Origin of the sequence: Acinetobacter gerneri DSM 14967 = CIP 107464 = MTCC 9824 (assembly GCF_000368565.1) — a bacterium.
Classification (GTDB): Bacteria; Pseudomonadota; Gammaproteobacteria; order Pseudomonadales; family Moraxellaceae; genus Acinetobacter; species Acinetobacter gerneri.
The window spans coordinates 94,707-116,703 of sequence record NZ_KB849545.1; the positions used below are offsets into that span (position 1 = coordinate 94,707).

The 21,997-nt window shown below is 37.2% G+C and carries 27 protein-coding genes; 4 read left to right on the plus strand and 23 right to left on the minus strand.

Going from position 1 to position 21,997, the window contains the following annotated elements; genetic code table 11:
• Positions 1–124: 124 nt before the first annotated feature.
• The 16 genes from F960_RS15490 to ppx all read right to left on the minus strand — a co-directional run bounded on the left by F960_RS15490 (position 125) and on the right by ppx (position 11,552).
• Complete coding sequence (locus tag F960_RS15490; protein WP_004867274.1) at positions 125–589, minus strand: YybH family protein; 465 nt, start codon at positions 587–589, stop codon at positions 125–127.
• A 146-nt stretch (positions 590–735) separates the two neighbouring features.
• A complete protein-coding gene (locus tag F960_RS15495; RefSeq protein WP_004867275.1) occupies positions 736–1,404 on the minus strand; it encodes a DUF2939 domain-containing protein in 669 nt (222 codons plus the stop codon).
• Positions 1,405–1,437: 33 nt separating this feature from the next.
• The gene (locus tag F960_RS15500) at positions 1,438–2,028 is read right to left on the minus strand and encodes a class I SAM-dependent methyltransferase (protein WP_004867277.1); all 591 of its coding nucleotides are present in this window, start codon (positions 2,026–2,028) and stop codon (positions 1,438–1,440) included.
• A 156-nt stretch (positions 2,029–2,184) separates the two neighbouring features.
• Complete coding sequence (locus F960_RS15505; protein ID WP_004867279.1) at positions 2,185–2,520, minus strand: YegP family protein; 336 nt, start codon at positions 2,518–2,520, stop codon at positions 2,185–2,187.
• 115 nt (positions 2,521–2,635) lie between these two features.
• Entirely contained in the window at positions 2,636–3,052 is a 417-nt protein-coding gene (locus tag F960_RS15510) for a hypothetical protein (protein ID WP_004867280.1), read from the minus strand.
• A 41-nt stretch (positions 3,053–3,093) separates the two neighbouring features.
• Positions 3,094–3,756: a YIP1 family protein gene (locus F960_RS15515; RefSeq protein ID WP_004867282.1), complete on the minus strand. Its 663-nt coding sequence runs from the start codon at positions 3,754–3,756 to the stop codon at positions 3,094–3,096.
• A 58-nt stretch (positions 3,757–3,814) separates the two neighbouring features.
• On the minus strand, positions 3,815–4,192 hold the full coding sequence (locus tag F960_RS15520) for a nuclear transport factor 2 family protein (RefSeq protein ID WP_004867284.1): 378 nt from the start codon (positions 4,190–4,192) through the stop codon (positions 3,815–3,817).
• 151 nt (positions 4,193–4,343) lie between these two features.
• Positions 4,344–4,688 (minus strand): zinc ribbon domain-containing protein YjdM, encoded by a 345-nt coding sequence (locus F960_RS15525; RefSeq protein WP_004867285.1) that lies wholly within the window; start codon positions 4,686–4,688, stop codon positions 4,344–4,346.
• 150 nt (positions 4,689–4,838) lie between these two features.
• A complete protein-coding gene (locus F960_RS15530; RefSeq protein WP_004867287.1) occupies positions 4,839–5,186 on the minus strand; it encodes a DUF488 domain-containing protein in 348 nt (115 codons plus the stop codon).
• A gap of 24 nt (positions 5,187–5,210) precedes the next feature.
• The gene (locus tag F960_RS15535) at positions 5,211–5,693 is read right to left on the minus strand and encodes a DUF4844 domain-containing protein (protein ID WP_004867289.1); all 483 of its coding nucleotides are present in this window, start codon (positions 5,691–5,693) and stop codon (positions 5,211–5,213) included.
• Positions 5,694–5,779: 86 nt separating this feature from the next.
• Entirely contained in the window at positions 5,780–6,226 is a 447-nt protein-coding gene (locus F960_RS15540; RefSeq protein WP_004867291.1) for an SRPBCC family protein, read from the minus strand.
• A gap of 153 nt (positions 6,227–6,379) precedes the next feature.
• On the minus strand, positions 6,380–6,949 hold the full coding sequence (locus F960_RS15545) for a YggT family protein (protein WP_004867292.1): 570 nt from the start codon (positions 6,947–6,949) through the stop codon (positions 6,380–6,382).
• A gap of 26 nt (positions 6,950–6,975) precedes the next feature.
• Entirely contained in the window at positions 6,976–7,806 is an 831-nt protein-coding gene (proC, locus tag F960_RS15550; RefSeq protein ID WP_004867294.1) for a pyrroline-5-carboxylate reductase, read from the minus strand.
• Between the two features lie 24 nt (positions 7,807–7,830).
• Positions 7,831–9,186, minus strand: a complete 1,356-nt coding sequence (tilS, locus tag F960_RS15555; protein WP_081401796.1) for a tRNA lysidine(34) synthetase TilS — start codon at positions 9,184–9,186, stop codon at positions 7,831–7,833.
• Entirely contained in the window at positions 9,123–9,947 is an 825-nt protein-coding gene (locus tag F960_RS15560) for an acetyl-CoA carboxylase carboxyltransferase subunit alpha (RefSeq protein ID WP_004867298.1), read from the minus strand. Before F960_RS15560 ends, tilS begins: the two co-directional genes overlap by 64 nt.
• An 81-nt stretch (positions 9,948–10,028) precedes the next feature.
• Complete coding sequence (gene ppx / locus F960_RS15565) at positions 10,029–11,552, minus strand: exopolyphosphatase (protein ID WP_004867300.1); 1,524 nt, start codon at positions 11,550–11,552, stop codon at positions 10,029–10,031.
• 383 nt (positions 11,553–11,935) lie between these two features.
• On the opposite strand from ppx, the gene trxA reads away from it, so the two are divergent.
• The 3 genes from trxA to F960_RS15580 all read left to right on the plus strand — a co-directional run bounded on the left by trxA (position 11,936) and on the right by F960_RS15580 (position 14,548).
• A complete protein-coding gene (trxA, locus tag F960_RS15570; RefSeq protein WP_004867302.1) occupies positions 11,936–12,262 on the plus strand; it encodes a thioredoxin in 327 nt (108 codons plus the stop codon).
• Between the two features lie 355 nt (positions 12,263–12,617).
• On the plus strand, positions 12,618–13,886 hold the full coding sequence (rho, locus tag F960_RS15575; protein WP_004867303.1) for a transcription termination factor Rho: 1,269 nt from the start codon (positions 12,618–12,620) through the stop codon (positions 13,884–13,886).
• Between the two features lie 413 nt (positions 13,887–14,299).
• Positions 14,300–14,548, plus strand: a complete 249-nt coding sequence (locus tag F960_RS15580) for a hypothetical protein (RefSeq protein ID WP_004867306.1) — start codon at positions 14,300–14,302, stop codon at positions 14,546–14,548.
• Positions 14,549–14,873: 325 nt separating this feature from the next.
• Here the strand turns inward: F960_RS15580 and F960_RS15585 are convergent, their stop codons facing one another.
• The 3 genes from F960_RS15585 to pheS all read right to left on the minus strand — a co-directional run bounded on the left by F960_RS15585 (position 14,874) and on the right by pheS (position 18,673).
• Positions 14,874–15,173 (minus strand): integration host factor subunit alpha, encoded by a 300-nt coding sequence (locus tag F960_RS15585; protein ID WP_004867307.1) that lies wholly within the window; start codon positions 15,171–15,173, stop codon positions 14,874–14,876.
• The gene (gene pheT, locus F960_RS15590; protein WP_004867309.1) at positions 15,170–17,551 is read right to left on the minus strand and encodes a phenylalanine--tRNA ligase subunit beta; all 2,382 of its coding nucleotides are present in this window, start codon (positions 17,549–17,551) and stop codon (positions 15,170–15,172) included. The genes F960_RS15585 and pheT overlap by 4 nt, the downstream gene beginning before the upstream one ends.
• 141 nt (positions 17,552–17,692) lie before the next feature.
• Positions 17,693–18,673, minus strand: coding sequence for a phenylalanine--tRNA ligase subunit alpha (pheS, locus tag F960_RS15595; protein WP_004867311.1), 981 nt, complete (start codon positions 18,671–18,673; stop codon positions 17,693–17,695).
• 214 nt (positions 18,674–18,887) lie between these two features.
• Here pheS and F960_RS15600 point away from each other — a divergent pair, with 214 nt between their 5' ends.
• Positions 18,888–19,925, plus strand: a complete 1,038-nt coding sequence (locus F960_RS15600) for a hypothetical protein (protein ID WP_004867314.1) — start codon at positions 18,888–18,890, stop codon at positions 19,923–19,925.
• A gap of 39 nt (positions 19,926–19,964) precedes the next feature.
• Here F960_RS15600 and ybiA read toward each other — a convergent pair whose 3' ends face one another.
• From ybiA to F960_RS15620, 4 genes are all read right to left on the minus strand, one after another.
• On the minus strand, positions 19,965–20,519 hold the full coding sequence (gene ybiA, locus F960_RS15605; protein ID WP_004867315.1) for a riboflavin biosynthesis intermediates N-glycosidase: 555 nt from the start codon (positions 20,517–20,519) through the stop codon (positions 19,965–19,967).
• A 146-nt stretch (positions 20,520–20,665) separates the two neighbouring features.
• Complete coding sequence (locus tag F960_RS15610) at positions 20,666–21,196, minus strand: P-loop NTPase family protein (RefSeq protein WP_004867318.1); 531 nt, start codon at positions 21,194–21,196, stop codon at positions 20,666–20,668.
• 82 nt (positions 21,197–21,278) lie between these two features.
• Entirely contained in the window at positions 21,279–21,485 is a 207-nt protein-coding gene (locus F960_RS15615; protein ID WP_004867320.1) for a hypothetical protein, read from the minus strand.
• 107 nt (positions 21,486–21,592) lie between these two features.
• The gene (locus F960_RS15620) at positions 21,593–21,973 is read right to left on the minus strand and encodes a ParB N-terminal domain-containing protein (RefSeq protein WP_004867322.1); all 381 of its coding nucleotides are present in this window, start codon (positions 21,971–21,973) and stop codon (positions 21,593–21,595) included.
• Between the last annotated feature and the right edge of the window lie 24 nt (positions 21,974–21,997).

The window sequence follows — 21,997 nt, forward strand, 5'->3', positions numbered from 1 at the left end:
TAATTTTATTTTTAGAATCTCTGACAAATAAAAAATCTAAATCATAAAAAAATCACTCTAAAAGTAGAGTGATTTAAATACAAATAGTTTTTATTTTTATAATAAAAATAACTTAAATATTCACTTAACCCAAAAGCTTGAGTTTAGGTTCATCTTTCAACACGATTGCCTTACCATCTGCTAAATTGATTGGCATAGAAATATGCTGATGAATCAAACGCCAGTTTTGGTCTTCTTTTTTCATACAAATCGTCGTACGGCACCAAGGCATTTTAATTTTTCCAACCAAAGCTTTATGCTCAACCTTAGAAAAACAATGTACGATTGCTAAATCATCAGATGTATAAACTTTGATATCTTTACGAGAAATCATCATATTTTCATTAAAATACGGACTAAATTTGTACCATTCAGTCTTGTATTCCTCGATCCCATTCATTTGCGAACTCACATCGAACATACTAACATCTTCAGCACAATGATCCGTAATTTGATCAATATCTTTATTGATCACGGCCTGATCCCAATCTTGGATTTGCTGCAGAATTTCTTTACCTAAATAACTGTCACCGATAATTTCAGTAGGCATAAAACACACCTCAAAATATTTTATTTTATGTGATAGAATCTACATTATTTTGTATATTTGTGAAAGCTCTCACTCAATGTTTTTTATAACCGTTTGTAAAGACATGTTTTTATTATAAATTAAACCTTAATATTTAATACTATTTATTAAAAAAACTTAATTTTAATATTTACAATTTTCCAGTTTATTCCTTCTCTTTTTAAAATAAAACTAGTCTTCTGACCATCATCACTGGGAATAATGACTTCAAAATGGTTTAAATCCTGATAATGCATACTAATTTTTTCTTGTGATTTTTCACCTGAAATATCACTAGAAATATGCTTTTCTTCACTTGTTTTTTGCGGTTCTTTTTCAGAGACTATTGCATTTGGGGAAATGGATAATTCTGGCTTTGAATCAACTCCAAATATATTTTCAATTTTATTAAACCATTTTTTTATTGGGGAAATCACCTGATCAGAGGGTAATTTGATCGACTCTTTTAAAGCCTTTCCTTGCAATAACAACTGAATAGCCTCTGGATTAACCACCAAATCCACGACTTGATTAGACAGTTTTTCTGAAACTACCGCCCCCCACGCTTCAATTTGATTATCAGGATGATCTACACCCAATTTATGTTGAATCTGTTGTTGGATTTGCGGTTTTAAATTGTTTCTCAAGCTTGGATAATCAATATATGAAGACAAAGCCTCTGCATTATTTTGATCAACTGCTTGCTTGATCTTGTATAAAGTCCAGTAGGGAGTAGCAAAAAATATTGCAACAAAACACAGGATAATTAAACTAAAAAATATAGTTATTTTTCTCATAAACTACCCTTTTTTCAAAAATATTGCTATTTACTAAGCTTTTACTGCAATCAATTGTACGACAGAAGCCATACCCGTATGATATTTTCCTTCAACAACTCGGCGTTCAATTCGGTGTAATTTCAGGACTTTTAACTGCCCTGAAAAATCACGCTCTAATGATTCTTTCGTGGTCATCAATTCGGTAGATTGACCACCACCAGTAGCAAATTGAAGTTGTTCAGGTGTATAAGCTTCAAGCAAAAATACCCCATCCTTTTTCAATCCTTTTATCACCTTTTGATGCAAAACATGTCTTTGGCTCTCAGTCATTGGACAAAAGATGGAAATAATGCCATCCCATGCATTTTCTTCAATCTCAAAATCATCTAGATTTGCTTGAATTGTGTTGATTTTGACTTGGTTTTCCGCAGCCAATTTTTGTGCTTTATCCAAGCCAACTTGTGAAGCGTCAACTGCCGTCACATCATAATTTTGTAAGGCGAGAAATACAGCATTTCGTCCTTCACCTTCTGCGAGGCTTAGCACTTTGCCTTGAGGAATCCTTTCATAATTTTCAGCTAAAAAGTCATTGGGCTTTTTCCCATAAACATATTCTGCTTCACTATAGCGTTCATCCCACATACGACTCTCCAGCCCTAAAGCACTAAAATGTGATCTCTCAAAGATCATAGTCTTTTCAGAGGTTGAACTCAAACTAAGAGCTAAATTCGATAAAATTAGCTTTCTTTTTCAATAAAAAAAGCATGTATAAACATGCTTTTAATGATTCTAACGCTATTAAACAGTTAAATCTTTAATATGTGTTGAAGGACCGTTTGTTTTCACAGATTCAATACCATGATCACGTGATTGTTCACTTGCATAAAGCTGACTCGTACCAATGATTTGATGATTTGCAGCTTTTAAATTGAAATATGGCTTGCCATTTTTTGCAGTTAAACGCTCATACTTACTCTCATCTGGACTATTCTTTTGCACAGACTCGATACCATTTTGTGCTGAAGCTTTCGCTTTATAGAGTTCACTTGTCAAAATGACTTCACCATTACCCGCTTTGAGTACAAAACGATATTGACCGTCTTTGGCTTGACTAATTTCATAAATTCCAGACATTTCCCACCTCTTTTGTTATTACGGTTTTTTGTGATTTTCAGCGTTTGAATCAATATAAATTACGCTATTAACATGAAATATAGATGAATTATTTTAAGTTGCAAAAGGAAATTTGTTATTTCTTTTGTATATATAAATCATAAATTCTTTGATCTTGCTGATCCATAAAAAGTTCTAAAAATTGACGCGCTTGTTGTTGATTTAGTTCTTTTGTAATGGAATCTACACGAGACCGATAACTGAATAGACCTAAAAATTTTTTTCTCAGCTCAATATCTATATCTGTTTCTACTAAAAATATGATCGATGTTTTATTTCCTATTACAGCTACCCAAAAGAGCCTCTTTTTATCCTGATCCTCAACACTCAGTGTTGGTGAAAATTCCTCGTGATCTGCCAACTCAGCCTGCTCATACCAATCAACTTGATCAAAAAAAGCCAAAATTTCTTGTTTAGATAACAAACCCAAATCACTTGAAGTTTCAAATGTTTGATCTGCATATAACATATCGGTTTTAAAAAGCTTCTGCATGGTATCCCCTTGTAAAATCAAAAAATTAAATCATAAAATAACTACAGTACTCTCATAATATAAATGATTACAATCAAGATGTAGCTCACAAGTGGCAACAATAAAAACCAAAATATTCCCCACTTATTGACTGAAAATATTGTTTTAACAGCGATATAGCTCACCCAACTCGAATATAAACTCATCGCCATGATCAATATCCCTGTCCATATTTCATCGCTCAAAAATGCTGCCAAATAATTTTCATATATAAAAGTTTGTAGCAAAGTAATGATAAAAATAGGAATCGCAAAAATACACCACTGCAAAACGTTTACTTGCCGAACCAAAGTACTATCAGGATTATCCACACCAGACCATGTCAAACGAATTTTATAAAACCATCCATAGACAAACCAAACGATAACACTGGCAAATAAACCAAGCACAAAAACAAAAATCCAATAGTTCGACCAACGCTCCAAAATAAATGCGTAACGACTAAAATCAGGATTTTCATTTAAGGAAATTTTCAATAATTGTTGATCGATACGGTCCATAATCATCAAAATTCCGACAAGCAATGTCGCAAAATGAATGTATTGAGTATCAAGTTTTGGTAAATCTTGAAAAAATTGTTTAGGTTTTAAAAATAATTGTGCAATTCTTTTTGGATTCAGCACTGAATCCTTTTGGATATTTTGTCCTTCTGGTTCTTCTAGCATAGATATTCTCTTTCATTTATTTGTTTTTTAATAAAATATCAGGGTAGAAATGGCGGCATTAAAACACACCATTTTCATTTAATTTTTCAGTTGGAATCGTTTGCCCAATATCCCAAAGTTCAACTATTTTTGCCTGTTCAAATCGACAAATATGTATGACATTCATCCCTATATCATCTATTTCGAAGCGTAAATGTGCATGAACAATCACTGTTTCTTGATCTTGATAAACATGTTTTACATCATAGATTTTATGTGGAAAAAGTTGATCATTTGCCAACATCCCATTTTTTAAACTCTCGCGGTCCCCTTTAAAATAAGCATTATGATGGATCATGTTTTCTGCCGCATAATCTGCATAAGCTTGTTGTATTTCCCCTTGTGTAATCAATCCTAAAAACTCAATTGCCCTTTGCTTTAAATCGAATTGCTTCATTTAAATATTCTCGTATTTTTCTTGAATTTATAATAAAAATCTTACTTTAAAATTTCTATTTATTGTAAAAATTTTATGAATTTATCGTTTTAATAAAAGTAAATGACAGTTTAAAAATAAAAAACCCTAGTAGATACTAGGGTTTGGATGCTTAAGCTTTTTTGACAAATTCAGATTTTAATTTGATTGCACCGATTCCATCGACTTTACAGTCAATATTGTGACCATCTGAAGCATCCGAGATTAAACGAATATTCTTTACTTTCGTTCCGACTTTCACTACTGAGGAAGAGCCTTTCAACTTCAAATCTTTGATGACGCTAACCGCATCACCGTCAGTTAAAACATTACCGAATGCATCTTTAATAATTTCATCATTACTATTATATGAAGTTTCCCCTTCTTTCCATTCGTGTGCGCATTCTGGGCAGATCAGTAAATCACCATCTTCATAAGCGTATTCTGATGAACATTTTGGGCAATTAGGTAAAGACATGACTCACCTCAAAAAACCTAAACTATAGCATTTTTATTTTATTTTCAAAAAGTTAAAATCAATATTTTTTGTAAGGAATAATCTCCACGATATTTCCCTAGTCAAAAAATAAAAAACAACTTCTATTTTACAGCAACAAAGATGTTCTTCCTAAGACTCTAAAATAGATTTCAGCACTGTGGCATGATTTTGATGTTCATTTTTAGCTGCGGTTAGAAGTGTAATATGTTCTTGCTTTGCGAGAGCTTTAAGTTGCTGTAATTGATCATGATGTTCAGCAAGCTCAGCTTGATAGCGCACCTGAAACTCTTCCCAACGTGCAGGCATATCTTCGTGATACCATTTACGCAGTTCATTTGATGGCGTTATTTCTTTCGCCCAAAGATCAATTTTCGCGACCTCTTTTTTGATACCTCGTGGCCAAAGTCGATCCACCAAAATACGTTTACCATCTGAATCAAGGGCTTCGCTATAGATCCGCTTTATTGTAATTGTCACATTATTTTCCTCACTTCATTTCCATCACTTAGACTGCGTATTATGTCGCTGTTTTTCAATCATATTTGATATTTCTTCACCGTACATCCATGTATTCAATATACCATTTGAACTCTCTAAGCCCACAATGTCCATTATATTTTCAAAATTTGTGGCGATTTGTTCAGCCTCATCAGTATCAAATCTATCACGTGGAATTTTATTGATGGTTTCTTGCAAAGTATTCAGCAAATCCGCTTGTGTCGGCTGTTTTTCTTTATACAGTAAAACGAAGTTCAAACTCGCCAAGCGTATACTTTCATTTAAAATATAATGTCTAGTTTTGCTTCCAGATGCAAATTCAGCGAAATGTTCTTGTTCTGAAAAAATCATCAATCGTTTGATCACATCTATATTGAGCTCTAGATAATCAACATTTGGACTAGGTTTAGCCAAGACTGTAGTAAAAGCTGTTGTTTGAAGAAATACGATCAAAATTAATTTAAATATTTTTTGTTTGTATGGCATTTTCATTGCTCAAATTCATATTATTCAAAAAATCTAAATCAAATCTATAAAAAAATCCACGTCTAAGGTGGATTTTCAAGTGAATACTATTGATCAGGAATACTTGGATTGACCAAGAGTCCTAAAAGTTGCAAAGATTCTTGCCACCCCAAATAACATGCCGAAAGAGGAATCGCGTCAGGAATCCCAGACTGGGTGATGATAACTTCCGTCCCCATCGGTACAGAACGAAATTCTATTTTCATTTCAATCGTTCCATCTAAATTTGCATCTTCAAATTGATCGGTATAACGAATCAATTGTTCAGGGATCAGCTCGATGTATGTACCACCAAATGCGTGACTTGTCCCCGTACTAAAATTACTAAATGACATTTTATAAGTCCCGCCCATTCTCTCCTCTAAATGGTGGACTTTTGCAGTAAATCCATGGGGTGCCATCCATTTGACCAATGCATCTGGATCTAAAAATGCCCGATATACGCGTTCTGCTGGTGCACTAAATACCCGATGCAATGTTACAGTGTTGCTCATTTTCCATCCTTGTTTGTTTTATTTATAACAGCTCAGTTTAATATGACCTTCATCGGATTTTGTTGTGCTTTAGTATTTTGAAACTTAAATCATGATATTGAATATAAAAAAAGCACGTCATTTCGACGTGCTTTTTTCTATAGAATATCGCTTTTATAGCCCCATCAAAAGCGTACTCGCAGCTTCAGTCATTAAGCGATCAGCAATATATAAAGCAAAGAAAGCCAAGATTGGAGATAAATCAATCATGCCCATATTCGGTAAAATTTTACGAAATGGCGCAAGCAAAGGCTCTGCAAGCTCTTGAATTACTTCAATATAAGGTGAACGAGACTGGGTAAACATCACCACCCAACTCAAAATAATGGTCGCAAAAATCAAATAACGACAGAACCTGATCAAATCTTGGATCATGGTGACAAAAGTCAAAATCAATAAATGTACTGAACCATTTGGCATAATCCCTTGTAGGTACATCATGCCGTACATTTTCAATAAATACAGTACAACTAACAACACCAATGCTGCTAAATTGACTCGACCTTTGGCAATCGTCGGAAAAATTCGCCCAAAAATGTCTACTATTTTGGTTGCTTTGACCGTAGACATCACAACTGGATTATATGGAGTGACCATCGCCAATTGCATTAAAAAACGGAAGAATACAAGCAATATTGCGACGTTAATGATGATGCCAAAAATTAGCGCAGAATTTGCACCCATACTTGAACTTTCCTAAAAAAAATCGATTACTTCGTGCTATCACTTAATTCTTGAGCGAGTTCTTGGCTACGTTTTTGTGCAGCAGCAAGCGCTGTTTGAATATTTTGTGAAATTTGAGCACGATCAAAAACTTCTAAAGCCGCCTGAGTTGTCCCATTTGGTGAAGTCACATTTTTACGCAATTCTGCTGGAGAATTTGAACTTGTGATCGCCATTTGAGCAGCACCCAAAGCTGTTTGCAAGGTTAAAGCTGTTGCCACTTTTTCATCTAAGCCTAAATTTTTTCCAGCTCGGATCATACTTTCCATCATATAAAAGAAATATGCTGGACCTGAACCTGAAACTGCTGTCACTGCATCGATTTGCGCTTCAGTATTTACCCAAATCGTCAAACCAGTTGCTGATAATACTTGGCTTGCCAAATCACGGTCTTTGGCTGCAACAACATCTGTTGCATATAAACCGTGTGCACCTGTTTGCACAAGCGCTGGTGTATTTGGCATCACACGAACGATTTGGTCTGTGCCTGTGAGATTGGAAATTGTGTTTATTTCAGCACCTGCGACGATTGAAATAATCAACTTTCCTTCAAACAAACCTTTTAATGGTTTCAGTACATTTGCCAAAACTTGTGGTTTTACCGCAAATACCACAACATCTGCATCTTTAATTGCTGCGATATTATCATCTGTGACATGTACATCTTTTTCTTGTAATAGCTGTCGAACTTTCTCTACCGGATCTGAAACAGTAATACGTGTTGCAGGTAAACCACGATTAATCAAGCCACCAATTAGGGCTTGAGCCATATTACCGCCACCGATAAAACAAATATTACAATTTAAAGCTGCACTCATAAATTTCGCTCGACCTTGAATCTTTTATAACGAAGAAATCAATTCTGGCTGCCAACCATCTATTTCACAATAGGAAGATTGTGCTAACCAAAAACCTTTCGGCGTAAAAACACCAAGCATAACATTATCTATGCTTAATATTTGAATTGTATGACGCTTCCATGGAAAAATTTGTGCTTCTTGAATTGCTTTTTTCAATGGCCACGCCCCAACACGCCCGAATAAATGGATTTTCTCACCACCTTGACGCTGTTTTAAATCCAACTTTTGATTTAATAATGCAAAAGATAGACCCATTTTAGTCTTTTTGATATAAAAATGACCGCTAGGCAGCTCAATCTCTTGATCGAGCCCTAGTTTCAGCGCTTGTTCTACTTCAATTTCATCATTTTTTTCAGCTAAATATTGCTGTTTTTCTAGCCGATACAGCACATTTTGATAGCGAACATAATAATATCCTGACCAATGCACAGCTGCCTGTCGATCGGATTTTGCTTGAATCACTTCATGTTGAATGCGCTGTACCATTTCAAAGGCAGGTCGATATTGCCCTTCACCTTTGATCCAAGATGAAAGTAATTGTCGCTGTCTTGCCTCAGAAAGCGTGCCCAATTTTGTCAAATCAAGTTGATTCTGATCACCGCAAAAGTTTAAATCTTCGACCACAACTTCATCTAAAATTTGATTTGCATCCTGCATCAGCATACTGGTGCGTGCCAAAGATTGCTGCATTTTTGGAAAACGGCTTTGCAAAATATTCCAAAGTTCATGTCGACACCATGAACGATCATAGCGGGTATCTAAATTTGATGGATCATCAATATAACTGATATCTAGCTCATGCACCCATTGGCAAATCTGCTCACGAGACAAATCCAAAAGTGGTCGCCAAATACTCAATTGATCACGCACATCGAATGTCTGCATAGCAGCAAGACCATTAACCCCTGCTCCAGACAACAGTCTAAGCATCACAGTTTCAGCTTGATCTTGTTGATGATGAGCCAGAACTAAGACTTCATGAGTCGCGATATGCTGCTGATATGCGGTATATCTTGCTTGGCGTGCCTGATTTTCCATATTGCCTGTAGCAACGTCGACTTTTTCAATGATGTATGGAATTTTGAGTTTTTGGCATTGTTCTGCGACAAAATCGCCCCATTCAGCACTGATTTTTTGCAGCTGATGATCGATATAGATTGCACGTATTTTATTTGGACAAATCAAAGACATGAGATGTAGCAAGAGCATGGAATCCATGCCACCGCTACATCCAATCAGAAATTGGGTATTTTCTGGAAAAGTATCTAACTGTTTTAAGATGCTAAGCCGGCATTGTCGCTGCCAAATTTCATTAAACGCTGATAACGTGCTTCGCATCGCTCATCGGCTTCCATAGGTTGAACTTCATCGAGTGCTTGTTTTAACACATCTTTGAGTTTTTCCATAACCTCAAGTGGATGTAAATGAGCGCCCTCACCTTCATCGACAACATATTCGATGATACCGATTTCTTTTAATTTATCGGCAGTAAGCGCAAGTGCTTCACTCGCCTGTTCAGCTTTTTCTGCAGTTTTCCACAAAATAGATGCACAGCCTTCTGGTGAAATCACAGAATAGATACTGTGTGAAAGCATAATTACTTTATCTGCCACACCGATACCGAGTGCACCACCAGAACCACCTTCACCTAAAACTGTAGCAATAACAGGAACTTTAAGGCTTGAAAGTTGTGCAAGGCTAGTCGCAATTGCTTCAGCTTGACCGCGTTCTTCTGCACCTACACCAGGATATGCACCCATAGTGTCAATAAAGGTAAATACTGGAAGATTGAAACGCTCAGCCATATCAAGTAAGCGCTGAGATTTACGATAACCTTCAGGATTACACATCCCGAAATTGTGCTGTAACTTCTCACGGGTACTACGACCACGATGTTGACCGACCACCATCACAGGTTTTCCATCAAAACGTGCTAAACCGCCGACCATTGCACCGTCATCACCGTATAATCGATCACCATGTAATGTATCGAATTCGGTAAAAATTTCACTCACATAATCTAAAAATTGCGGACGGTCTGGATGACGCGCAATTTGAACAGTTTTCCATGCTTTAGATTGAGCAGCTTTATTTTTCATAAGTCGATTATTATCCTTGAATTAACCAATATCTAGTTAACTGATAAATTGTTTGTTGCATTGATAAATCGCAAAAGATTTTTAATGATCAACAAATTGTTCCGACTGAATATTCAATTCAATATCCCAGTGCTTAAACTGAACTTGCTCATCGTGCAAATCAGCTACAAGCAGTGGCCATTGTTTGGCATCACCAGAAACGCTGAGTTGCCATTGTTGCGCATCATGCACCGTTAATTCAATGGCAGGAAGCATCTCATCGCTACGGCTATGATTGAGTAAAACAGCGAGTCTCAAAATCAAACAAAGATAAACAAGACTGTCTCCGCCGACTTTTTGTACTTCATTTTTGGTGTCATTTCGCAATTTTCGGCGATGATGAGCGACCAAATGTGCCAAATGGTTTTGATCAATTTGTGAAAAACCAGGAATGTCTGAATGCTGTAATAGATAAGCACTATGACGTTGATAACCACTATGGCTAATTGCTAAACCAATTTCATGTAAATATGCAGCACGACGCAACAAATCACTATCATCACTGGTCAGTTTAAGTTTTTTAGCCACACTATCAAATAAATGCTGTGCAGTATCGACGACACGCTGCGCTTGTTTACTATCTGCACCATAACGCCCCATCATCGCTTGTACGCTACGATCTCGCACATCTTCGTGTTGGAAACGACCTAGCAAGTCGTACATCACTCCTTCACGTAATGCGCCATCTGAATAAACCAATTTATCCAAATTCAGCACTTCAAAAACCGTATATAAAATCGCGATACCCGCAGGTAATACCGCACGTCGATCTTCTTTTAGACCGACAAAATCCATGTCTGATACATGTTTAAATTTTAAAAGCTTATCTTTTAATTTTTCGATGCCTTCACGTGTCAGCGTTTCTTGCTCATCACTCCAGCCCATATTCACTGCGATTTGGCGACAAGCTTTGATGGTCCCACTCGAACCAACAACAGTATCCCAACCTTCAGCTTTATAAGTATTGGCAATAGAATTGAGTTCTTTACGTGCAGCAACGACCGCTTTATCAAAAGACTTTTGACTAATCTCGCCTTCTGGAAAATACGACTTGGTAAAAGCTACGCAGCCCATCTGTAGAGATTCGGTATGAATAGGCTCAAACTCTTCACCAATAATCAACTCTGTCGAACCACCGCCGATATCAATCACCAAACGACGACCACTATTGACCATCGTATGTGAAACACCGAGGTAAATCAGACGCGCTTCTTCACGTCCTGCAATGATTTCAATGGGTTTAGGTAAAATAGTCGCTGCTTTTTGGATAAATTCATGACCATTTTTCGCTTGACGTAAGGCATTGGTTGCCACGATACGTAAACGATTCGGTTGCACCGAACTTAAACGCCCCACAAAACGAGCCAAACAATCCAAACCACGCTGCTGCGCAACTTCTGTCAAATTTTTATTTTCATCTAAGCCAGCACCAAGCTGTACTTTTTCTGACATTGAAGCGACTTTTTTTACTTCACCATGATCCACACGAGCAATTGCCAAATGGAAACTGTTTGACCCCATATCAATAGCAGCAAGTAACTCTTCATCAATCAAAAAATCAGACATTCTTTTAAACTAACTCTTTAGAATTGTGCTTAGATTAATTCACTCCCACCCAATTTAAAAGCCATTTATTCAGACAAAGTCACGAGTTTTTATTTTTTCAACATATATGACAATTTCATGACAAAGCAATCGGATTGCAAAGATCATTTCAAAAGGAATTAATCCCTATTTTTATTTAAGAAATTATCAAAATTTAAATATCTTAATAAGTTATCTATATTTTGTAGCATTTTTTTGCAAAAAATATTTGTGTAGCATTGTGTTCATCAATTAAGCGAATCGAATATTCAAATCGAAAAATTACATAACGGACTATTTTGATCAACTTAGCTATGTAATACTTAGCGCCATAGCTGTTTTAAAATTATTTTGGAGCAAATTCCATGTCTGCAAACATTGTAAATACGACAGATGCGAACTTCGAAGCTGACGTTTTAAATTCTGACACACCTGTACTCGTTGATTTCTGGGCTGGCTGGTGTGCGCCATGTAAAGCGATTGCACCTGTATTAGAAGTGCTTTCAACTGAATACGAAGGCAAAGTAAAAATCGTTAAAGTAGACGTGACTGCTTGCGAAGCAACTGCTGTAAACTACAACATCCGTAACATTCCAGCATTATTGATGTTTAAAAATGGTGAAGTTGTTGCACAACAAATCGGTGCAGTGCCTAAGTCTAAATTGACTGCATTTATTGATGAAAATATCTAAGCAAATATTCAATTTTAATATTTGATTATAAGTCATCAAAAAATTAGTCATAAAATACGTCATAAAAATGGCGTATTTTTTTTGACTATAAATTGACAAATCGTTAGATCTCACTTATATTTCATGCTCAAGGAACATTTGGATAATCTTTAATTTCCCAGTTTCTTAGAAAGACACAACACATAAGATCGCCGCTCGGCAATAGAAATTGTTTTACACATTTCTCCTCAAAAGAACTTAATCAGATTCTGAGTTTGTTATTGTGCAAATACAATTGCGTCTCTACATTTGCAATGCGTCGATTTTAGCTGATCTCTATCCGTGTACCACACATCCTATATCAATCTGATCATATATGAACTTAACCGAACTCAAGAAAAAACCAATTGGCGAACTCATCAAGATTGCTGAGTTTATGGGCCTTGAAGGAATGGCTCGTAACCGCAAGCAAGATATTATTTTTGCCATCTTAAAGCGTCACGCGATGAATGGTGAAGAAATCTTTGGGGATGGCGTTCTTGAAATTCTCTCTGATGGTTTTGGATTTTTACGCTCTGCTGCAGGTTCTTATCTTGCAGGCCCAGACGATATCTATGTCAGCCCGTCACAAATCCGCCGTTTTAATTTGCGCACTGGGGATACAATTACAGGAACAATCCGTCCTCCAAAAGAAGGCGAGCGCTATTTTGCACTATTAAAAGTTAATCAAATTAACTATGACACCCCAGAAAACTCGCGCAATAAAATCCTTTTCGAAAACTTAACGCCTCTTTTCCCAACCGAACAAATGGTTATGGAACTAGGTAATGGTTCTTCAGAAGATTTAACAGCACGTGTAGTCGATTTGGTTGCGCCTATTGGTAAAGGACAACGTTCTATCATCGTTGCTCCGCCAAAAGCGGGTAAAACCATGTTGTTACAAAACATCGCTCAATCGATTGTGCGTAATAACCCTGAAGTGTTCTTGATCGTATTATTGATCGATGAACGCCCAGAAGAAGTAACCGAAATGGAACGTTCAGTTCGCGGTGAAGTTGTTGCTTCTACATTTGATGAATCACCTGCTCGTCACGTTCAAGTGGCAGAAATGGTGATCGAAAAAGCAAAACGTTTAGTTGAACATAAAAAAGACGTAGTGATTTTATTAGACTCAATCACTCGTTTAGCACGTGCCTACAACACTGTAATTCCTTCATCTGGTAAGGTTTTAACAGGTGGTGTTGATGCGCATGCATTAGAACGTCCAAAACGTTTCTTCGGTGCTGCACGTAACATCGAAGAAGGTGGTTCACTGACCATCATTTCAACTGCATTGATTGAAACAGGCAGTAAAATGGATGAAGTGATCTATGAAGAATTTAAAGGTACAGGTAACCAAGAAATTACCTTGGATCGCCGTATTGCTGAAAAACGCGTCTTCCCTGCAATGAATATCAAGAAATCAGGTACTCGTCGTGAAGAACGTTTGATGAGTGAAGAAAATCTACGTAAAGTTTGGATCTTGCGCAAATTGCTTCACCCTATGGATGAACTTGCTGCAATGGAATTCTTGCTTGATCGTATGAAAGAAACCAAAACAAATGATGATTTCTTTGATCAAATGAAGCGTAAAGCAGCAAACTAAATCAAAGAACTTTTCAATAAAAAGGCCATCATTAACGATGGCTTTTTTATTTGGTTGACATCTTTTACATAAAGATACATTTGACTATCGCTTTTGTAATTTTATATTTAAAGCTTTGATTATAAATAACTAAGCTCCTATAAACATATAATTTTTATACAATAAAACTCAGGATAACCGATATAAATACGCAAATCGATTGTTATTTTCTGTTAAAAAATAGCCAATTTTTCCACTTTTTTTCATATTTTTTTGAAGTAGCTAGTAGTATTTCAAAATGCACAGTGATAGCATAGCTTCTAGTCCAGTTAGACTGCTCCATGCGTTTTAGACCTATCTAGCGTTAGGAATAATAAGAGCAAAACAGACTAACTTGGGTTTTTTATAGTCTCTAATTTTATGAGAGTGATGCCATGTTATTCAAAAAATTCGCTGTTGTTGCTGCAGTTGCTGCTACTTTGGCTTTCGTTGGTTGTACTAAAAAAGAAGCTACTGATGCGAACGCTGCTGCTTCTCAAGCTGTAACTGCTGCTTCTGAAGCTACTGCTGCTGCTGATGCTGCTACTCAACAAGCTGCTTCTGCTGCTGACACAGCTGCTTCTGCTGTTGCTGCTGCTTCTGCTGCTGTTGACGCTGCTCCTGCTGCTTCTGCTGCAAAATAATAATCGCTTAGATTATTATGAGAAAAAGAGAACCCTTTGGTTCTCTTTTTTTATGCCTATATAAAAGTAAAGATAAATTAAAATAATCCCCCCTACTAACTCTCTCCTTTTAATTCATCATGATTGAAATACACGCTAGGCTTAAAACCCGTTCAACATGAATATCAATATTAATGCCTAGTTCAGGATTGGTCTGTATATCTCAACATGGCATTTGCTTGTATTCAATTTCATTTTGAACAATGAACTAAAGCAATAAAATCTTAGCCAATAAAAAAGCCTTAAATAGAATTCCTATTTAAGGCTTTATTTGGACAAACAGAAATTAGCTTTCTGCTTGCTCAGTACCTACACGTTGTCTAAATTTTTGTCCAGCACGGAAGGTAACCACACGGCGAGCAGAAATTGGAATTTCTTCACCAGTTTTAGGGTTACGACCCGGGCGTTGGCGTTTATCACGCAATTCAAAATTACCAAAGCCTGATAATTTCACTTGTTCTCCAGCAATAAGTGCATTGCTGATTTCATCGAAAAACAACTCGACCATTTGTTTTGCTTCACGACGGTTTAAACTCGTAAGCTCACTTAAATGATCAGCCATTTCTGCTTTTGTTAATGCTGTCATGAGGCCCTCAATGTCGCTTGATAAGTGTTCTCTAACACTTCGATTATATGATCCATTCCAGATTTAATTTCAGCATCTTCAAGCGTACGTGATGGGTGCTGCCACAACAATGCAAATGCCAGAGAGCGTTTGCCATTTTCAACACCTTGACCAGTATACACATCGAACAACCAAGTTGAGTCTAATAGATCTCCGCCAGACTTTTCGATAAGTTGCTGAATTTCTCTAACATTAATATTATCATCTATTAACAGCGCAATATCACGTCTAACCGACGGAAAACGTGATAATTCTGTAAAATTAGATACATAAGTTTGCAAAACTGCGGATTGGTCCAGCTCTGCAACCCAAGTTGTGCCCAAATCTAGTGCATCCTCGAGAGAAGGGTGTAATCGACCTAAATATCCTATTGATTTTCCATCAACGACTATTTCAGCAGACTGACCCGGATGTAACCACGATTTGTTTGAACGTACATATTCGGCTTGAACACGACCAGCAGCTAAAACTTCTTCAACTTCACCTTTGAAATCGAAAAAGTCCATTGCTTGTACTTTGCCATGCCAAGATTCAGGTGTACGTGACCCAACAGCGATTAATGCCAATGTTGGAATTTGTTTTAATTCTTCAATAGATTCAGCATTTTGATAATCAAAACGCAAACCCAACTCGAAGAATCTTACACGGTTTTGTTGACGATTTAAATTATATTGCACACATGGAATCAAACTTGAGAGCAAAGTTGAACGCATAGTAGCCAAATCGCTTGAAATTGGGTTCGCCAACATCAAAGGATGGACTTCTGGGTTAAGTTGTTTTTCAAGTTTTAGATCAGCAAAACTAAAGCTAATTGCTTCTTGATAACCCAAAGTTGCTACAGTTTGACGCAATTGAGCCAACTCAAATTGATCTTGATGTTTTGCCAATTTGACATCAATCACAGGTAGACTCATTTGGATATTGTCATAACCATGAATACGAGCGACTTCTTCGATCAAGTCTTGATAAATTTCCATATCATAACGATGAGATGGTGGAACAACTGTCCATTCACCTTGTGCTTTCACTGTTACAGCACAGCCTAGGCGTTGCAATGCATCTATAATAAAGTCTGATTCAACTTGATAACCGAGCAATTGATCAACTTGTGCTTGTTTCAATTCGATGGCATGACGCTGTGGTAAAAGTGCAGTATTTTCAGCGACTGTAATCGGACCAAAATCACCACCTGCCAATTCAGCAATCAGTTGTGAAGCTCGGTTCATCGCGATCATTGGCAATTCAAAGTCAACACCACGTTCATAACGCTGTGAAGCATCAGTATGCAAACCAAAACGACGAGCACGACCAACGATTGCCAGCGGTGCAAAGAATGCTGATTCGAGGAAAATTTCGGTGGTTTCATCAGAAACGGCTGATGATACGCCCCCCATAATCCCTGCAATTGCTAATGCTTTTTGATCATCGGCAATCACCATCACATCTTCGCTCAGCTCAACTTCTTGATCGTTGAGAAGCACAAGTTTTTCATTGGCAGTTGCTTGACGAACGTGTACAGCACCTTCAACTTTACCACCATCAAAAGCATGTAATGGTTGACCCAATTCCATCAAGACATAGTTGGTAATATCGACCAAAATACTATGTTGACGAATACCTGAACGAGCAAGCGCCTGCTCCATCCATTCTGGTGTTGGGGCTTTAGTATTTACATTTTTGATCACACGACCGAGATAGCGCGGTGCACCCTCAGTATCTACAACAACTTTTTTCTCATCAGAAATTGTCGCAGGAACTTCACTAATCGCTGGAGCATTAACAGCAAGTTGATTGATCACACCAATTTCACGTGCAACACCACGAATACTGAAGCAGTCGCCACGATTTGGAGTAATGCTGATATCAATCACATGATCATCAAGATTTAAATATTCACGGATATTTGTACCAATCGGAGCGTCCGCTGGGAGTTCTAATAGACCATCCAATTTATCTTCAAGATCAATCTCTGAAGCACCACACAACATACCGTGTGATTCGATACCGCGAAGTTTACCTTTCTTGATTTTGAAATCACCCGGTAAAACTGCGCCGATCGTCGCTACTGGAGCTTTCATTCCAGCACGAACGTTTGGTGCGCCACACACAATTTGCAATGGCTCACCAGAACCAATGTTAACTGTTGTTACACGTAAACGATCTGCATCAGGATGCTGTTCTACTGTTAAAACTTCACCAACAACCACACCTGTAAATGCTTTTGCAGCAGGTGTCATCTCATCAACTTCTAAGCCAAGCATAGTCAACTGATCAGATAAAGTATCGCTATCAACTGCAGGATTAACCCACGTGCGTAACCAATTTTCGCTAATTTTCATTGTCTTAAAAACCTATAAATCTAAATTCTGAATCCCCCTCTAACTCCCTCTTTGAGAAAGGGGGAGAACCCTAAATCATTTTGATATTGATCATCCCTCCCCTTTTAAAGGAGAGGTTAGGAGAGGATTAATTAAAAACCATTAAGCAAATTGGCGTAAGAAACGCACATCATTTTGATAGAACATACGTAAGTCATTGATACCATAACGAAGCATTGCAAAACGTTCTACACCTAGACCAAATGCAAAACCTTTGTATTTTTCAGGATCAATACCCGCAGCGCGAAGCACATTTGGATGAACCATACCGCAGCCCAATACTTCTAACCAACGACCACGTTCATCCATAATATCCACTTCAGCACTTGGTTCTGTAAATGGGAAATAAGACGGACGGAAACGTACTTTCAAATCTTTTTCAAAGAATTCATTGAGTAGATTGACCAACAAACCTTTCAATTCAGCAAAGCTTGTATTTTCAGCCACATACAAACCTTCGATTTGATGGAACATCGGAGAATGCGTTTGGTCTGAGTCACAGCGATAAACACGACCCGGACAAACGATACGAATCGGTGGCTGATTTGTTTCCATCGTACGAACTTGCACACCAGAGGTATGAGTACGAAGTAAATGATTTGCATCAAAATAGAAAGTGTCATGCATCGCACGAGCTGGGTGATGACCCGGAATATTCAATGCTTCAAAGTTGTGATAATCATCTTCAACTTCAGGACCAGTCGCAACTGTAAATCCAGCTTTAGTAAAAAATTGGCAAATACGTTCCTGCACCTGCGTCACAGGGTGGATACTCCCCATCGCTTGACCGCGACCAGGCAATGTAATATCAATCGTTTCGCTTGCTAGTTTTTGTTCTAGTGCGGCTTTTTGTAATTCGGTTTGACGCTCACTTAAAGCTGTATTAATGGCTTCACGCACTGCATGAATTGCAGCACCTTGAACTTTACGTTCTTCAGGATCCATTTTACCTAATGCTTTAGATTGTTCCGCGAGCTGGCTTTTTTTCCCTGTAAACTGCACTCGAACCGAATCAAGTGTAGCAAGGTCTTCTGCTGCTGCGATTGCAGCGAGCGCTTCAGTGGTCAGGGCTTCCAGTGACATAGTAACTCTCAAAGCAACAAATTTAGAAAATATATAACGCGATATTCTAACAGTTTTTATGCAATAGGATGAAGTTTATAACACAGGAAAATACTCAGCTTTTTATAATAATTTTATGCATAATCAAGCATTCATGACAGAATGCTCAACAAAACCCTTACGCTATTTTATAAAAAGTATAAAATAATCATACTGTCACTGAGATCTACAACAAATGGCACTCGATCAAATTTGGAAACCAGAGCTTGCTTTAGTTACATATGCTAATGAATACCTAAGCCAAGATTATAGTTTTGCGTTTTGGGTAAAACATTCTATTTTCAATCAGCACATCTTTACATTTCGTGATCTGATCAGCCAACATTTGCTCGCACAGCATTTTCAAATTTGGCTTGAAGGCTTGAAAAAACAAGGGGTTTACCGTGTGAGCTTGCATAGTTCGAGCTTGCTAAACGATGAGCAAAACCCAAATGCCAATGTTGAACTTTTGGCGATCCCACATTTCATCGTCAGTCATGAAAAAAATAAGAAAACGGCGTGGATCTTCGGTAAAGAACTTGCCGAATGGTATAGCGGTGATAATGACTACGAAGCCCCGATTTATCAACGCTCAGATGTTCGTAATGAGGTTTTCTGGCGTTTTGAATTGAGTTCAAAAATCACTAAACGTATCGACAATGATTTGGCACAGCCCAATTGGGATGATATCCAAGCCTATACAGACAATGAATTGTTTAATAGCAAATATGCACAAGGCTTTATCGAACCCAACAATCGTGGCCTACCCTATTATGGGATTAAACAGGTGCAAAATGCAGATGGCACAATCATTGAAAATGGACAATATCTTCCGCTTCTGCCACAGGAATATGCTGCGGACTATGCCAATGATACGCTTGTTCGATTAGATGCCTTATCGAGTTTTCTTCAAGAGAAAATACAGCAGCCATACCATGAAAATGGTGAAATTTTATCGCCTGATGAACAGCTCAATCTAAGACATTTCTCGCAAAAATTAGATGATTTACAAGCAAAATTTATTGTAAAAGTAGCCAATCACTACAAATCAGCCCGACTCACCAAAATCGAAGCACCGTCGCCATTTGATGAGACGCCAAGTACCAATAAGCTCTCATCTTCGCCTCGACATCCACAAACACAGCAACATCATCCCAAAGGTAAAACGGGTGTATTTGCTCTGATCATCATTACTGTGATTATCTGTATTTGCGCCTATTATTTCGGTTTATAAAATAGCGACACATTTCAAAGTGAAATTTCCAGCAATTTTCTAATCTGAAAGTTGCTGGCGTGCTTCCATTAAGGCAAAACCGAGAAGATTTAGACCTTGCCAAGACTCAGGATTGGTTGCATCAAGATGATCTTCTGCCAATCCTATTCCCCAGATCTTATCAACTGGTGAAGCTTCAACTAAAATTCGATTTTGAGTACTTTGGAGAAATTGCTTCAGCCCACTATTTTGTGAAAATTTAGCTCTATTCCCCTCTACAACAATATTAAAACGATGAGCTTGCCATATTTCTTCATCATAATTTTTAACTTTTCTGCCCAAAGCTTTTACTTCGCCTGGCGTTTTCACACTCACAATCTGTTGAAAAATCTCATGATCTTGAAACAGTTTTGCTTTTTGTGCCATCATATAATGCTCTGCCGTTGGATAATCAATCCCATCCACATTAAATGCCGATGGATACCACTGACTTAAACAACTTTTATCGGCTGCATTTTCTTGCTTTGGCGTATGTCCCCAGAAAAAAAGATACTTAAAATGTTGTCCATGTTTCACCATTTCTTGCAAATTTTCTAAATATTTTAGATCAGACATTATTTCCTCACTTATTTTAAGAATCTATAAATTTAAATCCCGTTCGTATCGTAATTCTTTCAAATCCTGACCATAACCAGATGCATCAACTTCCTCAGCACATTTTGCCAATCTCATCATGCCATTTCCATAGTTAAATCACTAGCTCAAAAACGATTTAGAAAATACGCCATCTCAGCATGGCTTCTTAAACGTATAAACTGAATATGTGCATAACGTGGATCTCCCATCATTTCCATATATTTCTTACGATTTTTAGCATGAGTCTTGATCATCCACCAAATAATAGAATCTCGACTTAAAAGTTGAGAGAAACTTTCCTTATTGTTTGAGTTTTTCCATAAATTTTCTTTATAAAATGATCTTTTAAATGCGCGTTTGATAGATTGAAAAAGATTCATTGAAAATGGTAAATCCAACCAAATCACCGTATCGATCTCTTTCCATTTTATATGTGTTGTACGGGTATAGTTGCCATCGATCACATAGCCATTTGAAGCATTTTCAATCTTTTGTTGTAACTTTTGAAAGAAATCCTCATCGCTCGATTCTTGCCAATCATTTAACCAAAATAAATCATCTAACTCGATATATTTCAGATCAAGTTTATCCGCCAATTTTCTTGAAAATGTCGTTTTACCTACAGCTGAAGTACCCACGACATTGATTCTTTTCATTTCAAAACCCCATAAAAAAAGTAGCGCATCTTTGCTACTTTTTATCTATACAAAGCAAATGAATGCAATGAATTTTATCTAACTATTCACATGAAAATAATGGTCGAATCGTCAAGATAACCTTATGTTCATTGGCATGCTGATTGATATAATGATTCACCTCAGTCACTTCGCCTTTCACTTCAGCATCTGCACCATACATCACTTTGACCGTTTCCCCGATCCTTGGAATCGACTGCAGTTCCACTTCGATTGAACCTTGCTGTAAACCTTCTATTTCAACACGCATTTCCAACTCCAAAAAGATTTTTATTTTGATCTTACTTTATGTTAGAAAGTCAGAAAGACCTATAAACTTCATGTTGAAATTGTGTAATATTTATTCACAATACCTTTTTATTCATCACCATATTCCAGTTCATTTTCATCTATATTTTTATAATCAGGTTCAGGGGTTTGAGCAAATTGCACAGCTTTGATTTTTGTATAGCCTAACAATTTCGCTTTTGCGACACGATGCATGCCATCCATCACCCGCCCTTCTGCACATAAAATAATTGGATAGGACAAATCGGCAGCATTGACCAATTGAAAATGTTCGATGATTTGCAGTATTGTTGGATGCTGATCAGGAAACCAATATGCTTCTTGCAACTCTTTAATCGCTGAAAGCTCAACTTCAATCACAGGAAAATTTTGGCTCAGCAAAACAAGATGATCGACATCCCAAATATAGATATCATTTTGGACTTTACGGAAGTGATATTGTTTACGCATTTAGCTTTCCATATCATCAGTTAA

Coding starts and splice junctions, on each gene's coding strand:
- F960_RS15620 (WP_004867322.1), bottom strand. CDS start 21,973: ATGCGTAAACAATATCACTTCCGTAAAGTCCAAAATGATATCTATATT.
- F960_RS15510 (WP_004867280.1), bottom strand. CDS start 3,052: ATGCAGAAGCTTTTTAAAACCGATATGTTATATGCAGATCAAACATTT.
- F960_RS15490 (WP_004867274.1), bottom strand. CDS start 589: ATGCCTACTGAAATTATCGGTGACAGTTATTTAGGTAAAGAAATTCTG.
- F960_RS15545 (WP_004867292.1), bottom strand. CDS start 6,949: ATGGGTGCAAATTCTGCGCTAATTTTTGGCATCATCATTAACGTCGCA.
- F960_RS15500 (WP_004867277.1), bottom strand. CDS start 2,028: ATGTGGGATGAACGCTATAGTGAAGCAGAATATGTTTATGGGAAAAAG.
- F960_RS15585 (WP_004867307.1), bottom strand. CDS start 15,173: ATGACAGCATTAACAAAAGCAGAAATGGCTGATCATTTAAGTGAGCTT.
- F960_RS15520 (WP_004867284.1), bottom strand. CDS start 4,192: ATGAAGCAATTCGATTTAAAGCAAAGGGCAATTGAGTTTTTAGGATTG.
- pheT (WP_004867309.1), bottom strand. CDS start 17,551: ATGAAAATTAGCGAAAATTGGTTACGCACGTGGGTTAATCCTGCAGTT.
- F960_RS15615 (WP_004867320.1), bottom strand. CDS start 21,485: ATGCGTGTTGAAATAGAAGGTTTACAGCAAGGTTCAATCGAAGTGGAA.
- tilS (WP_081401796.1), bottom strand. CDS start 9,186: ATGCGAAGCACGTTATCAGCGTTTAATGAAATTTGGCAGCGACAATGC.
- F960_RS15600 (WP_004867314.1), top strand. CDS start 18,888: ATGGCACTCGATCAAATTTGGAAACCAGAGCTTGCTTTAGTTACATAT.
- F960_RS15495 (WP_004867275.1), bottom strand. CDS start 1,404: ATGAGAAAAATAACTATATTTTTTAGTTTAATTATCCTGTGTTTTGTT.
- proC (WP_004867294.1), bottom strand. CDS start 7,806: ATGAGTGCAGCTTTAAATTGTAATATTTGTTTTATCGGTGGCGGTAAT.
- ppx (WP_004867300.1), bottom strand. CDS start 11,552: ATGTCTGATTTTTTGATTGATGAAGAGTTACTTGCTGCTATTGATATG.
- pheS (WP_004867311.1), bottom strand. CDS start 18,673: ATGTCACTGGAAGCCCTGACCACTGAAGCGCTCGCTGCAATCGCAGCA.
- ybiA (WP_004867315.1), bottom strand. CDS start 20,519: ATGTCTGATCTAAAATATTTAGAAAATTTGCAAGAAATGGTGAAACAT.
- F960_RS15515 (WP_004867282.1), bottom strand. CDS start 3,756: ATGCTAGAAGAACCAGAAGGACAAAATATCCAAAAGGATTCAGTGCTG.
- F960_RS15540 (WP_004867291.1), bottom strand. CDS start 6,226: ATGAGCAACACTGTAACATTGCATCGGGTATTTAGTGCACCAGCAGAA.
- F960_RS15580 (WP_004867306.1), top strand. CDS start 14,300: ATGTTATTCAAAAAATTCGCTGTTGTTGCTGCAGTTGCTGCTACTTTG.
- F960_RS15560 (WP_004867298.1), bottom strand. CDS start 9,947: ATGAAAAATAAAGCTGCTCAATCTAAAGCATGGAAAACTGTTCAAATT.
- F960_RS15525 (WP_004867285.1), bottom strand. CDS start 4,688: ATGTCTTTACCTAATTGCCCAAAATGTTCATCAGAATACGCTTATGAA.
- F960_RS15610 (WP_004867318.1), bottom strand. CDS start 21,196: ATGAAAAGAATCAATGTCGTGGGTACTTCAGCTGTAGGTAAAACGACA.
- trxA (WP_004867302.1), top strand. CDS start 11,936: ATGTCTGCAAACATTGTAAATACGACAGATGCGAACTTCGAAGCTGAC.
- rho (WP_004867303.1), top strand. CDS start 12,618: ATGAACTTAACCGAACTCAAGAAAAAACCAATTGGCGAACTCATCAAG.
- F960_RS15535 (WP_004867289.1), bottom strand. CDS start 5,693: ATGCCATACAAACAAAAAATATTTAAATTAATTTTGATCGTATTTCTT.
- F960_RS15505 (WP_004867279.1), bottom strand. CDS start 2,520: ATGTCTGGAATTTATGAAATTAGTCAAGCCAAAGACGGTCAATATCGT.